General features: G+C 35.6%; 11 protein-coding genes. 6 read left to right on the top strand and 5 right to left on the bottom strand.

From position 1 onward, the window contains the following. Window positions 1–7: 7 nt before the first annotated feature. Window positions 8–1,060 (bottom strand): YheC/YheD family protein, encoded by a 1,053-nt coding sequence (locus DN393_RS06540; RefSeq protein ID WP_000242701.1) that lies wholly within the window; start codon window positions 1,058–1,060, stop codon window positions 8–10. 134 nt (window positions 1,061–1,194) lie between these two features. On the opposite strand from DN393_RS06540, the gene DN393_RS06535 reads away from it, so the two are divergent. Both DN393_RS06535 and DN393_RS06530 read left to right on the top strand, forming a co-directional pair. Next, window positions 1,195–2,331, top strand: coding sequence for a DUF445 domain-containing protein (locus tag DN393_RS06535; protein WP_142289396.1), 1,137 nt, complete (start codon window positions 1,195–1,197; stop codon window positions 2,329–2,331). Window positions 2,332–2,473: 142 nt separating this feature from the next. Next, complete coding sequence (locus DN393_RS06530; protein ID WP_064473844.1) at window positions 2,474–2,830, top strand: YlbF/YmcA family competence regulator; 357 nt, start codon at window positions 2,474–2,476, stop codon at window positions 2,828–2,830. A 42-nt stretch (window positions 2,831–2,872) separates the two neighbouring features. Here DN393_RS06530 and DN393_RS06525 read toward each other — a convergent pair whose 3' ends face one another. After that, window positions 2,873–3,469: an NDxxF motif lipoprotein gene (locus tag DN393_RS06525; protein WP_088047948.1), complete on the bottom strand. Its 597-nt coding sequence runs from the start codon at window positions 3,467–3,469 to the stop codon at window positions 2,873–2,875. 24 nt (window positions 3,470–3,493) lie between these two features. Further along, window positions 3,494–4,051 (bottom strand): HAAS signaling domain-containing protein, encoded by a 558-nt coding sequence (locus DN393_RS06520; RefSeq protein WP_088047947.1) that lies wholly within the window; start codon window positions 4,049–4,051, stop codon window positions 3,494–3,496. A 359-nt stretch (window positions 4,052–4,410) separates the two neighbouring features. Between DN393_RS06520 and alsS the strand changes: the two genes are divergently transcribed. Next, on the top strand, window positions 4,411–6,099 hold the full coding sequence (alsS, locus tag DN393_RS06515) for an acetolactate synthase AlsS (RefSeq protein ID WP_088047946.1): 1,689 nt from the start codon (window positions 4,411–4,413) through the stop codon (window positions 6,097–6,099). A gap of 16 nt (window positions 6,100–6,115) precedes the next feature. Beyond that, window positions 6,116–6,874, top strand: a complete 759-nt coding sequence (gene alsD / locus DN393_RS06510; protein ID WP_088047945.1) for an alpha-acetolactate decarboxylase — start codon at window positions 6,116–6,118, stop codon at window positions 6,872–6,874. Window positions 6,875–6,936: 62 nt separating this feature from the next. Here alsD and DN393_RS06505 read toward each other — a convergent pair whose 3' ends face one another. Then, a complete protein-coding gene (locus tag DN393_RS06505; protein WP_088047944.1) occupies window positions 6,937–7,554 on the bottom strand; it encodes a DNA-3-methyladenine glycosylase in 618 nt (205 codons plus the stop codon). 134 nt (window positions 7,555–7,688) lie between these two features. On the opposite strand from DN393_RS06505, the gene DN393_RS06500 reads away from it, so the two are divergent. Together DN393_RS06500 and DN393_RS06495 are read left to right on the top strand one after the other, a co-directional pair. Then, entirely contained in the window at window positions 7,689–8,561 is an 873-nt protein-coding gene (locus DN393_RS06500; RefSeq protein WP_088047943.1) for a Cof-type HAD-IIB family hydrolase, read from the top strand. Window positions 8,562–8,952: 391 nt separating this feature from the next. Further along, a complete protein-coding gene (locus DN393_RS06495) occupies window positions 8,953–12,825 on the top strand; it encodes a SpaA isopeptide-forming pilin-related protein (RefSeq protein WP_149173381.1) in 3,873 nt (1,290 codons plus the stop codon). Window positions 12,826–12,881: 56 nt separating this feature from the next. On the opposite strand, the gene DN393_RS06490 is transcribed toward DN393_RS06495, so the two are convergent. Beyond that, window positions 12,882–14,621: an S-layer homology domain-containing protein gene (locus DN393_RS06490; RefSeq protein ID WP_149173380.1), complete on the bottom strand. Its 1,740-nt coding sequence runs from the start codon at window positions 14,619–14,621 to the stop codon at window positions 12,882–12,884. Window positions 14,622–14,815: the final 194 nt, after the last annotated feature.

Here is a 14,815-nt window from a genome sequence, read left to right as displayed (position 1 = left end):
CCTTTCATTATGGTGTGAAGCGACTAAACTTTAGTGGTCCGTGATATATTTTTTCGGCTAGTGCATCACTATGACGAATGTAATGTTCGTACGGGGGAATCGTGTTGACATACATAAGCCAAATTGCCCCTTTTTGATCCATAATGGTGGAAAGCTCTAGCTCGAATAACGAAGAATAAGATTCATCTAATGTTTGAAACACTTCATTTATAATGTCATGTAAAGCGTCTTGTAATAATTGTACACCGGTACTAGATAGTACGTATTTAATTTTTGAAAATGAATGCAGCGAGGAATCATCTGTTGCTGAAAGTAAAAGTTGATTCGGAAATGAGCTTTTTTGTATAAATTGGCCGATAGCAGTCCACTTCTGTTCTTTATTTTTTTGCAAAATGGTTCGAATATGAAGCGGGTATGTTAATTGATTTGGTGGTTGCAGCATTGTATGGGTGATGTAACGTGCTGATCGTATGTTAGATTTGTACCAAGATATAAATTCATCTGTCCGTTTGATTGGAGTAGAAGTATGATAGTCATCATTTATCGTATCGATATGAAACGTTTTATTTTTATAAGCGATCCGGTACAGACTTTCATTGGAATGTGTGTTAGTAGGCCGTATAATAATATCTTTTGTTTTTAATAACAGTTTGAAAATGTTTTGTATCGTTGCTATTTCGAATTTTGGTATATAAGGAGATAATTTTTTATTCGTGAGAAATAAATCATGTAGTTCGCTCAAGTCAATGAGTGTGTTATTTAAAAAGGTAGTGGAAGCACGGTTGTGTAATGAATGAATAATTGATTTTGCTTTGTCGAAGTCAGTTTCCTCGTTAAAAGAAGAACGATCGTAAATATAAGAAGGAATAGGGAATATTTGCTCTTTCCATTTTCCTGTATCTGTATCATAAATCAGACCAGAGACAAGATCTGTTTTAGGATCAATACCAAATGGCGTAAACTGGGCAACGACATTATGATAAAACCGAGCGCGTTTAGCGATTTCGGTGTAATACATTTGCTCATAATGAGGGTGAGAAGTTAAAATACCGAGAACCAACGAAATCACTCCTTTACTAACAAAATGTTGACATAATAGGCATAGCTATATATTGCAAATACGTTTTTATACCATTATACTTTTGTCCGTATGATGATATGCTATAGTTTTGGAGAAGCGAAAGGTTGATTGTAATGAATATATGGTTAAGCATGTTAACGACGACAGGGCTCGGAGCGATTATTGGAGGATTCACAAATCATTTAGCGATAAAAATGTTATTTCGTCCTCATCGCCCTATTTATATTGGAAAGTTTCAAGTTCCATTTACACCAGGGTTAATTCCGAAGCGCCGCGATGAACTTGCTGTTCAATTAGGAAAAATGGTTGTCGAACATTTGTTAACGCCAGAAGGAATCGGAAAGAAATTAACAAATGAAGAGTTTCAAAAAAGTTTAATTCAATGGACACAAGTAGAAGTGGATAAAGTAATTACGAATGAACAGTCGTTACGACAAATGTTAGAAAAATGGAACGTAGCGCATGTAGAAAAAGAAGCAACCGAGAAAATCGAACATGTGATTACAGAAAAAATAGAGGCATTTTTAGCAGAGTATTATACATATACATGGGAACAGGCTTTACCTCATTCTGTTCATGAAAAAATAGAGAATGCGATTCCAAATGTCTCGGCTTTTATTTTAGATCGAGGAATTCGTTTTTTTGAAAGTGAAGAAGGGAAAGCACGTCTTTCAAAAATGATTGATGATTTCTTTGCTTCTAGGGGAACGCTGCTTAACTTAGTCGGAATGTTTTTAGGAAATGTAAGTGTAGTGGATCGTGTACAGCCAGAAGTTATTAAGTTTTTAGGGCAAGATGGCACAAAGCAGCTTTTAACTGATGTACTGCAAAAAGAGTGGGAAAAGTTAAAAGGAAGAGATGTAAAAGAATTAGAAACGTTTGTAGAAAAAGAAATGATTGTAAGCTCCATATTGTCAGCAGTTAAAGTTGAAGAAACAGTGAATAAGTTTTTAAATCAATCTGTGCAGCAAGTATGTGAGCCAGTTCGAGAAACAATTATTGAAAAAGTGCTTCCAAGTGCAGTAACAAAAGGCTTGAAGTGGGGAACAGAAAACGTAGAGAGTATATTAAACAATCTCCACCTTGCGGAAATTGTCCAGCAAGAAGTGTCTACGTTTTCAACAGAGAGACTAGAAGATTTAGTGCTGTCCATTACGAAAAATGAACTGAAAATGATTACGTATTTAGGAGCACTATTAGGCGGGATGATTGGGCTCTTGCAAGGACTGTTACTGTTGTTTCTTAGATAATAAGGTGAGTACATAGAAATAAAAGTGAAATTTCTTCACATCTCTTGCATAGTTTGATATGGTAAGAAGAGGTGCGTATGTAAATGCACTTAAAAGGCAGTGTGAGCGAAAAGCGCTAGCCTTCTAAAGGAGGAAAAATAAAATGACAAAAAACATTCATGATGTTGCATATGAATTACAAAAAGCAATCGCTGAAAACGAAGATTTCCAAACATTAAAAGCAAGCTACGCAGCAGTTCAAGGTGATGCGGCTTCAAAGAACTTATTCGATGAGTTCCGTACAATGCAACTTGGCTTACAACAAAAAATGATGCAAGGTCAAGAAATCACTGAAGAAGATAACCAAAAAGCACAAGAAGTTGTAGCTCGCATTCAACAAGATGCTAAAATCACAAAGTTAATGGAAACTGAACAACGCCTAAATATCGTTATCACTGACGTTAACAAAATTATCATGCAGCCACTTGAAGAATTATATAACGCGCAACAACAAGCGTAATAGTGGAAGACGCTCCTGGTATGGGAGCGTCTTTTTTGTTTGTTATTTGTGGAAATACTCAGTCTCAATCTTCTTTTCCTTTAAAAACTTTTCAATTTCTTTTTGCTTCCTACCATTAACTTGCTCAAAGCGTTTTGTAAAAGAAAAATCAGTTTTGAATAAGTTACCATCTTGCGCGATTTTGTCTAATTCTTGCTCTAGTTCTACTGAAAGTGCCGTAGACGCTGAAATAAAATCATGAATTTCCTTCGAAGGCTGTTTGTAATCATCAGGGATCGTATTGTTACTAATAAAATCATGGAAATTCGCATCATTTTGTTTTGCTAAATCTACTAGTTGTTTTAATTTCTTTCGGTTGGATTCCGTGACTTCCTCGTCAGACATGGCTGATGAAAGTGGAACGATATTTTCGTCTAACTCCCCGCTATAATCTAAATAAGTTTTTATATTTTGTTTCATTTCGTCTTCGTTAATCGTTACATTCTTTTGTGAGGAAGTGAATATAGTTTCTGGAATTTTAATCGTTACATCTTTAATAGATTCTATATCGTTTTCTTCCGTAGGTTGTGCACTGTTTGAACAAGCTGATAGAAATAAAATTGTAAGTAACATGAGTAGATATAAAGTATACTTCTTCATTTTAATCTCCTTTTATATTCATTATTATCTTTGTAAAATAGCTATATTCCATTTCAAATACTTTACTAAAGTTGCGTATAGATGTTTTACCATTTGGTAAGATATGACGGATATGAGCAAACCGCTGCAAAAAGCGATGAACACATTATAAACATCGGAATAACTAATTTGATGAAACCCTTTGGAAAATCCTAATCCTATTAATAAAATAGGTGAAATAATTAATAATGGAGTAGCAATGATAAGTGCTAGAAGGATCGGTAATAAAAAGAGTAATACGAAAAAGGCGATAATGATAAAGGTAAAGTTTAAAACACTTAAGCTCATAACAGAAAATAGTGCAGTTATCATATTTTTAAAGCTTCGTTTATTGTCAGCATTGCTTATTGCATAGGAAACAGTAAGTTCTTTCGCGATCGTTTTAGGGTTTCCTAGTTTTCTAGCAATTTCTTCTTCACATTTCCCATCTTGTTTACCACTGATAAAATGAGTTTCATACTCCGAAATAATATCTTTCTTTTCTACATTAGGCATATTCCGCAGGGAAGAACTAAGTTGTTCCAAAAATTCACTTTTGTTCATAACAATCACTTTCCTTTATAAAATGATGAATTACAAAACACATTCCAATTGCTGGGTATTCCAATATTTACAAATATATCATTTAGTAGTGTTCTTTGCAAGGTACTGTAATGTTTTTAATACTGTGACTAGATGAAAGTTTTTCGTGCATTTTTAGATGAGATATAAAATTATTATTCTAGGATAAACAAAGGGTTGTAAGCGTATTCCTTAATGGTTGTCAAAAAACTGCCAAATTCATATTGTTGGAAAAATAATGCATTTGTAATATAATGATAAATAATACTTCACTACATTAATTAACTAGGTGAAATTAAAAATCTTTATTACACACATTATGAAATAAAGGGATGATTAGTTTGAGTACAGGTGTAAAAGCAAACGACGTGAAAACAAAAACAAAAGGAGCAGATCTTGTTGTTGATTGTTTAATTAAACAAGGTGTGACACATGTTTTCGGTATTCCAGGAGCGAAGATTGACTCTGTATTTGATGTACTGCAAGAAAGAGGACCAGAGTTAATTGTTTGTCGTCATGAACAAAACGCAGCATTTATGGCAGCTGCTATTGGTAGATTAACAGGGAAACCGGGTGTATGTCTTGTAACTTCAGGACCAGGGACATCGAATTTAGCGACAGGTCTTGTTACTGCGAATGCGGAGAGTGATCCCGTTGTTGCTTTAGCTGGTGCAGTTCCACGTACGGATAGATTAAAGCGTACGCATCAATCTATGGATAATGCTGCACTATTCGAACCAATCACAAAATATAGCGTAGAAGTAGAGCATCCTGATAATGTGCCAGAAGCACTTAGTAATGCATTTAGAAGTGCGACTTCCACAAATCCAGGAGCTACTTTAGTAAGTCTTCCGCAAGACGTTATGACTGCGGAAACGACTGTAGAGTCTATCGGTGCGCTTTCTAAGCCACAGCTTGGAATCGCTCCCACACATGAAATTACATATGTAGTAGAAAAAATAAAATCAGCGAAATTACCAGTTATTTTACTCGGTATGAGAGCGAGCACGAATGCAGTAACGAAAGCGGTTCGTGAATTAATTGCTGATACAGAACTTCCTGTCGTTGAAACATATCAAGCAGCTGGCGCGATTTCACGTGAGTTAGAAGATCATTTCTTCGGCCGCGTTGGATTATTCCGTAACCAACCAGGTGATATTTTACTAGAAGAAGCAGACCTTGTTATTTCGATCGGTTATGACCCAATTGAGTATGATCCGAAATTCTGGAATAAACTTGGAGACAGAACGATTATTCATCTTGATGACCATCAAGCGGATATCGACCATGATTACCAACCAGAGCGTGAATTAATTGGCGATATCGCTTTAACTGTAAATAGCATTGCAGAAAAATTACCGAAACTTGTATTAAGTTCGAAATCAGAAGCAGTGTTAGAACGATTACGCGCGAAATTATCAGAACAAGCAGAAGTTCCAGACCGTGCTTCAGAAGGTGTTACGCATCCGCTTCAAGTTATTCGTACACTTCGTTCTTTAATTAGTGACGATACAACTGTGACATGTGACATCGGTTCACATTCTATTTGGATGGCAAGATGTTTCCGTTCTTATGAACCACGTAGATTATTATTTAGTAACGGTATGCAAACGTTAGGTGTTGCACTTCCTTGGGCGATTGCCGCTACTTTAGTTGAACCGGGCAAGAAAGTTGTTTCCGTGTCAGGTGATGGTGGTTTCTTATTCTCTTCGATGGAATTAGAAACAGCGGTACGTTTAAACGCACCGATCGTACATCTTGTATGGAGAGACGGTACGTATGATATGGTTGCGTTCCAACAAATGATGAAATACGGTAGAACATCAGCTACAGAGTTTGGCGATGTCGATCTTGTGAAATATGCAGAAAGCTTCGGTGCAAAAGGTCTTCGCGTTAACACGCCTGATGAATTAGAAGGTGTATTAAAAGAAGCACTAGCAGCAGACGGCCCTGTCATTATTGATGTTCCAATTGACTACCGTGACAACATTAAATTAAGCGAAAAATTATTACCAAACCAATTAAACTAATGGAGGCATGATTGAGATGACTGTTGCACAATTCATTGATATTGATGCAAAAAGAACGAAAACGAGTAATGAAGTATATCAAACATCTACAATGCTTGCGCTATTAGATGGTATATATGATGGTGTGATTAGCTTTGAGGAATTGAAAGAACGTGGTGATTTCGGCATCGGCACATTTGATCAATTAGATGGTGAAATGATTGCGTTTGATAACGAATTTTATCATTTACGTTCAGACGGTTCAGCAGAAAAAGTAGAACCGGAAGAAACAACACCGTTTGCGACTGTAACGTTTTTTGAAAAAGAAATGAGTTATACAGTAGAGCGCCCGATGAATCGTGAAGAAGTTGAGGCATTATTACATGAATTAATGCCAAGTAAAAACTTATTTTACGCTATTCGAATGGACGGTACATTCCGTGAAGTAAGAACGAGAACTGTTCCAAGACAAGAAAAACCGTATACACCGCTCGTTGAAGTGACGAAATCACAACCAATCTTTTCATTTAAACATACAGAAGGTACGCTAGCTGGATTTTGGACACCAGATTATGCGCAAGGTATTGGTGTAGCTGGTTTCCACTTACATTATATTGATGATGAAAGAAGCGGAGGCGGACATGTTTTCGATTATGTGGTAGAAAACTGTACGATCCAAATTTGTCAAAAGGCTCATATGCATTTAGCACTTCCAGAAACAGCTGACTTTATGGCGGCTGAATTATCAAGAGAAAATTTAGAGGATAATATTGCGACTGCGGAAGGCGCGGAGTAAAAAGGGAGAGACTGTTCCATTTTGGAACAGTCTTCTTTTATGAATATTTTTTGTTGAATCGTTTATTTCTTTGAAACAAACGGATGCCCTTCATAATAAAAACGCCACGGATAATGTACAGCTTCTTCTGCATAGTCGATGTTAATACGAGGACCTGCTGTTATTTGATATTGTGATGACATGTGTTCTTCTTCTCGGACGAGTTCAATATGTAATGTGTCACTTTGTAACGATACGCCGCGTTCTTCTAAAGTAATTCCGAGTGCACGGCATAGTTTGCCAGGACCGTTTGTTAAATTTTTATATTGTGCCTTCGTAACGTCTGTTTTGTTGTAACGTGCTAGTTTTATTTCTTCAATCCCGTCTACTGGTTCAAGGGCTCGAATGAGAATGCCTTGCGGGGTGCCAACTGGCGCTGTAATGACGTTAAAACAATGATACATACCGTAAATCAAATATACGTAAGCATGCCCCGGTGCGCCAAACATGACTTCTGTACGGTCCGTTCGTCTGCCGCCGTAACTATGCGCGGCTTTATCATCGGGACCTTTATATGCCTCTACTTCTACAATGATTCCGCTTCGTTTTATTCCATCTACAATATGTACAAGTTTTTGTCCAAGTAATTTCTTTGCTACTTCTAACGTATCGCCTTCATAAAAGGAAGGTGGTGCTTGCATTGTACTATCTCCTTTACTGAGTGTATATGTATATAGTAAACCAAATTTTCAGTAGTAATTCTAACTCGTTCTATTTGCTACATTTATTTCATAAATTATGGATAGAGTACAACAGCGAAGAGGGGGAGTGCGACATGATTTATCGCTTACTAGCTCTTAATATAGATGGGACACTACTATACAACAACGGAAAAATTGCAAAAGGATTAAGAGAAACAATTGAATTTGTGAAAAGAAAAGATGTATACGTTACATTATTTACGAGCCGTAATTTTCAATCCGCTCATAAAGTAGCAAAGGCGTTAAAATTAGATTCTATATTAGTGACACATGGCGGTGCTTTCGTTTCAGCAACTTTAGATAAGCCGTACGTTCAAAGAAGATTATCGGAAGAGAAGACGTTTAACATTGTGCAAGTGTTAGAGCACTTCGATTGTAACGTCCGCATTTCTCATGAACGGTTTTCAATTGGAAATCGTGAGAGAAATACACCAAACTTAATTGCGCGTACTGTATTATCAAGCGCAGATCCGTTATTTTATCCGGTTCAATTTGTAGACTCGTTAGGTGATGCACTTCGTGATCATCCAGTAGCGGCACCAAAAATTGATGTTATTTTCCAAAGTAAAGGTGAAAAAGAACGAGGGATAAATACATTAAGAAAAGCATTCCAAGATATAGAGTATGTTGATTGTGATTCAAAGCGAATAGAAATTTTGCCGCAAAATGTATCAAAATTACGCGGATTACAATTGCTTGGAGAGCATTTAAATATTTCGCTAAACGAAATGGTTGCGATTGGAGATAGTTTAGAAGATCTAGAAGTAATTGAAAATGTGGGGCTTGGTGTAGCAATGGGGAATGCACCTGTAGAGTTAAAACAAGCAGCTGACTGGATTACACGTTCGAATAGTGAGAACGGCGTAGAGTATATGATTAAAGAACATTTCCGTAAGCAATTCCCGCTTCCGTTTTTGAAGAATCATAAAAATACACCGAAACGATGAAAGAAAAACGTAGCTTTTGGCTACGTTTTTTTATTAGTTTTATTCGAAAAATGAAAACGTTTTACCGAATAAATTGTGTCTGAAGTTCATACAATTCACTTGAATCATTTAGAAAATTGTTGTAAAGTGGTTGATGTTGACAAAATAGTTACACCACATGAAATATTCTCCAGATTAATTTTATTGAGCTCCATATGCAAAAATACTTCCGCATGATAGTTTCGTTCACGTATTATCTCAAAAATGAATTGTAGTAATTTTATTGATCAGTTGTAGAGTTTCTTGTTTTTATTTAAATGGATGATTTTAAGTTATTGTGAGTAAGCCTTGGTACATATGAAAGGTGCTTTTTTGTTTGGTTTTAGGAAGTTTAAAAGGGGGAATGAATTTCTTGAGGAAATCATTTAATCAAAAAATAAAAAAATTAAGTAGTAGTTTTATAGTTATGTTACTAGTATGTATGAATTTTTTAATCCATTTACCATATAAAGCAGAGGCAGCTACAACAGAATTAAAAGGTTTAGGTGATGTATCTTATTACAATGCAATCATTTTTGGAGATCATAGTGCAACGAGTGCGGATATTGAGGGTGCGATGGCTGTTCAAAAAAATATGAACGCATCAAGTTATACAGTCTTAGCGGCTGCAACGGGAGCGCATAACTTAGCTGGAGCAACATGGGTAGATGAAGGATATCCATCATTATTACTAGGTGGTCAATTTACGAAAGCGGGAACAGGACAAGTAATTATTCAAGATGGAACAGTGGCAATGACAAAAGACGGTGACCCAGAAGGTGCAATGAAATCATCATATGACCGTATCTCTTATAAAGAGCAAGCGGAGATTGATGCTAAATTTAAAGAATTTAGAAAAGACGTTGATAGCGTAATTGAGGATGCGGGCCAATTACATACGGATAAACCAAAATCGGGTATGACCTTTGGGATCGGTGAAGATGTAAATAATCCTAATATTTATGTTTCTTCCGGACAAAATGGAAAGAAAACATTTGATGTAAAAGACGTTTTTCTTCCGAATGTAAGTAATAAAGACTTTATGGTTATTCATTCAGATGCGGAAGAAGTTAATTTTGGTGGCGGTGCAATCCTGTATGATACAACAGATAAGGGCGGGTTCACATTAGTTAATACATCTCAAGCATATGACCCTAATTCCTTTTTTACTGAGTTAGCTAGTAAAGTCATTTGGGTGTTCCCTAATGCTACAAAGATAACAACTAAAGGATATGGTGTAGTAGGAAGTATATTTGCGCCTAATGCAGTTGTAGAGACAAAGGGTGGTTCAATTAACGGACAAGTCTATGTTGGTGGCTTACATCAAAGAGATGGATTTGAGGTTCATAATTTTAAATTTAATTGGCCAAAGTGGAAAAAGCCGGCAGCTGAAAAGGGAAATTTACAAATTAAAAAAGTTGATGAAAACGATGAAAACATTGTTTTAAAAGACGCAAAATTTGATGTTATAGACAAAGATAATAATGTTGTGGCTACTGTTACAACAAACGAAAAGGGTATTGCGGAAGTTAAAGATTTACCATTTGGTGATTATTTTGTAAAAGAAATTAGTGCACCAGAAGGATATATAAAAGTTGATACACCAGTAAAAGTAACAATTGATAATACAAACATAATTGAATTTGTTATGAAGAATACGAAAAAAGTAGAAAATGGTCAATTTAAATTATTGAAAAAAGATAGTGAATCTGGTCAACTTTTACCAGGTGCAAAATTTGATGTTATAGATAAAGATGGGAACATTGTCGAAACAATTATTACAGATGGTAAAGGTGAAGCTTTATCAAAACAACTTCCAGTTGGAACATATACATTAAAAGAAGTTGAAGCACCAAAAGGTTACGAACTATCATCTAGTTTAGTTCATGTTGATGTAGCTGCTAATAAAACAGTGACTGTAGATGTGTTGAATAAAAAAATTGTTGAAAAAGCTACAGGTCAATTTGAAATCGTAAAAGTGGATGCAGAAGATAAAGCGAAAGTATTATCAGACGCAGAATTTGAAGTGTACAAAGATGGTAAAAAAGTAGAGACGTTACGAACAGATAAAACAGGTAAAGTAATCTCTCAGAAATTAGAGCCAGGAACATACACATTAAAAGAAACGAAAGCGCCACAAGGATATACATTATTAAAAGAAGAAATTGAAGTCGTTGTGGAAGCAAACAAAGTAGTACAAGTACAAGTAGAAAACGCAAAAGAACTAGGAAGCTTACAAGTAATCAAAAAGGATGCAGAGAGTGGAAAAGTTCTAGAAGGCGCAGAATTTAGACTAAAGAACGAAAATGGTCAAGTAGTTGGAGAAGCGAAAACAACGAATAAAGACGGTGTAGTACAATTCAAAAACTTAGTACCAGGTAAGTATACTTTAGAAGAAACGAAAGCGCCGGAAGGCTATAAAGCAGTAGAAGTAACAGTCGAAGTAAACGTAGTAGCAAATGAAGTAGTAAAACAAGAAGTTATGAATGAAAAATTAACAGGTCAATTTGAAATTGTAAAAGTAGATGCGAATGATAAAGCGAAAGTATTATCAGGTGCAGAATTTACAGTATATAAAGATGGTAAAAAGGTAGCGGAACTGAAAACAGATGAGAGTGGAAAAGTGATGTCACCAAAGTTACCATTAGGTGAATATACAGTGAAAGAAACGAAAGCACCAGAAGGTTACAAGCTTTCAAATAAAGAATGGAAAGTAACAATACAAAACGAGAAAGAAGTAGTGAAAGTAGAGGCGGAAAACGAAAGAATCTTAGGTTCTCTACAAATTATTAAGACGGATGATAAAGATCAAGCGAAACGTTTAGCAGGCGCAGAATTTACATTGAAAGATGCGCAAGGGAATGTTGTAAAAGAAGGAATTACAACAGATAAGTCTGGAATTGTTAAAGTAGACGGACTAGTGCCTGGTGAATATACGTTAGAAGAAACAAAAGCGCCAGAAGGTTATGAGTTAACAAAACAAGTAATTCATGTAACAGTTGATGGGGAAAAAGTTATTGATGTAAAAGTAATGAACAGTAAGAGCCTTGGTCAATTTGAAATCGTAAAAGTGGATGCAGAAAATAAAGCGAAAGTATTATCAGATGCAGAATTTGAAGTGTACAAAGATGGTAAAAAAGTAGAGACGTTACGAACAGATAAAACAGGTAAAGTAATCTCTCAGAAATTAGAGCCAGGAACATACACATTAAAAGAAACGAAAGCGCCACAAGGATATACATTATTAAAAGAAGAAATTGAAGTCGTTGTGGAAGCAAACAAAGTAGTACAAGTACAAGTAGAAAACGCAAAAGAACTAGGAAGCTTACAAGTAATCAAAAAGGATGCAGAGAGTGGAAAAGTTCTAGAAGGCGCAGAATTTAGACTAAAGAACGAAAATGGTCAAGTAGTTGGAGAAGCGAAAACAACGAATAAAGACGGTGTAGTACAATTCAAAAACTTAGTGCCAGGTAAGTATACGTTAGAAGAAACGAAAGCGCCGGAAGGCTATAAAGCGTTAGAAGTAACGGTAGAAGTAAATGTTGTTGCAAATACAGTAATAAAGCAAGAAGTATTAAATGAAAAAGTGAAAGAAAAAATTACAGGTCAAATAGAAATTATAAAAGTAGATGCTAATGATAAAGATAAAAAATTAGCGGGCGCAGTGTTTGAAATTTTGAAAGATGGAACAAAAATAGACACATTAACATCAGATGAAAATGGTAAAGCAACTTCGAAAGAATTAGAGCCAGGAGATTATATTTTAAAAGAAGTTCAGGCACCAGAAGGATATAGTTTATCTGATAAGGAAATTGAATTTACGATTTCTAATCAAAAAATTGAAGTAGTAAAACTTCAAATTACAAATGAAAAAGAAACAAGCAAAGGTCCAGAGAATCCAGGTGAAGAAACAGGAACACCGGGTGAAGAAACAGAAAAACCAGGTGGAGAGATAGAAAAACCAGGTGAAGAAACAGAAAAACCAGGTGGAGAAACAGAAAAGCCAGGTGAAGAAACAGAAACACCGGGTGGAGAAACAGAAAAGCCAGGCGAAGAGACAGAGAAACCGGGTGAAGGAATGGTAAACGTAGATAAAGAACAACCAACCTTACCAGAAAAAGGACAAGATGCATCTCATGCACAACGCCTTCCAGCCACAGGACATGATATGAATTATCTTCCATTCGTTGGTTTTGCCCTTGTTTTATTAGGAATACGACTTAGATTTATGATTAAAAATAGTTAATAGTTTTATAAAAGGCATAAGAGAAATGTTATCTCTTATGCCTTTTAGTTTTTTGTTTAAGCTTCAATAACTTTAAGCATTCGATTTAAAAAAGCGGCTGATTCAGCACGTGTTGCTGTGCCTTTTGGTACGAATTCATTACGCTCGTTCCCTTTTACGATTCCGTATGCGTAAACATTTTGTAATGCCTTCTTATCGTATGCTAAATTTTGATCAGTGAATGGTAATTTCATTTCTTTTCTATAAATCCAGTTATATGCTAATGCACGGTCAATCATAATAACAGCTTCATCACGTGTTATTGTAGCGGTTGGATCAAATTTATTATTTCCGCGACCACTAATGATACCTGCGCTAGCAGCACGGTTAATTCCATCTACTAAAGATGGATGCGCTTCGTTTAAATCTGTAAATTTAGCGTTTCCGGCAGGTAATTTTAAAGCTCGCGACATTAAATTCGCAAATTCAGCTCGTGTTACGAGGCGGTTTGGCCAGTAAGAACCATTTCCATCACCGAACATAATTTTCCTAGCTGCTAACTGACGAATATCTTGTTCATACCATCCACCTGTAATGTCGTCTTTTTCATGAGGGACTTCTGGCGGCGGAATAACATCTTTACGGTGTTCATTATAGTAAGCGTTTGTGCCCTTTAAGAAAGCATCCCATTGCCCGCGTTGAATCATAAATGCAGGGCAGTTTTTTCCGCTCCAAAATTGATGCTTTTGCACGTGATCTAGAGATATGTTTAATTCGTTCATTAAAAAAGCAGCTAATTTCCGGGCATTTTCTACCGCTTTCGTATAATTTCCATCACTATTCACAGCAATTTCAATTCCGATAGATTCATAGTTTCCGGTCTTATTTCCAGCATGCCAACCAACTTCATTTAATGGAAGGTGTTGATAAATTTCTTTATCATCGACAGTAAAATGCCAAGATGCTGAACGATCAGTATTTCCGCGGGCTTGACTATCTAAGTACTTCGCATGATTTAACGCGTTAGCACCTTTACTCGTATTAGCAGTTTCATGAATTGTAATGTATTTCGGTTCCATTGCGTATCCAGGACGAATGTTTTCATTCCCTTTTGGAACGATCATTTCTTTAAATGTAACACCATAAACGTTATTTGTAGGCAAATTAGATGGTGTTTTGAAGAAAGTTGCGCTTCTTTTTTCGATAGAACCTGTTTTTTCAAATAATGATGCTTTCGTACCTTCGAATGTAGCTGAAGGAGCATAAATCCATTTCTCAGTTCCGTTCAGTTGAATTTTAAACCAATTTCCAGCTTGTTCAGTAGGAGCTACTGTTTGTGGCTGTAATATCATTTCTTCTTTAAACGATTGGAAAGGGAATGAGTATACTGATGTTTCTTCAGTTACAATTAGTTTTTGATTTGAAAGTTTATGAATCTCTTGTATTTCTAAACTATTATTTTCCTTATTAACCCAACCAGAACCGGATGTAGTTTGTACGTAATATGTATTACCTTTTTTCTTCGTTGCCTTTACTACTCGTTCAGTAATTTCAATATTTGTTTTGGTTTTTAAGTCGTTTGCATCGTATAGTGGAAGTTTTGTTGATAAGTGGAGAAGATATTCACCTGAGATTTCAAGGTCGTTTTCCTCGTCATGTCTATGCTGCTTTGCATGTTCTTCAATGCTTTTTAAAGCTTGTTCATCAATAGACAATTCCGCAGTTTTCTCTATATTTTCTGCGAATGAAAGGGTAGGTGCTACAAATGTTTGTAATGCCAAAGTTAGTGCCAAAATGTTGTAAAACCTTTTTTTCATAGTTGTTTTTTAACACGTTATAGTATCTATGTCGTGTTAACAGTCCTCCTTTAGATGTATTTTAAATTAGTAGCAAGTACTAATACGTTCTAGATTGTAACAAGAGTATATTACAATGTCTATACAACTAAGAAAAGTTCGTGAAAAACCAATATTCAGTTTGTTTTAAATAGGATATAGAAATAAGGTAAAAC

Origin of the sequence: Bacillus sp. BPN334 (genome assembly GCF_008368885.1) — a bacterium.
GTDB lineage: Bacteria > Bacillota > Bacilli > Bacillales > Bacillaceae_G > Bacillus_A > Bacillus_A wiedmannii.
The sequence above is the reverse complement of the archived record's forward strand: the minus strand, read 5'-3'. Positions and strand labels throughout refer to the sequence as shown.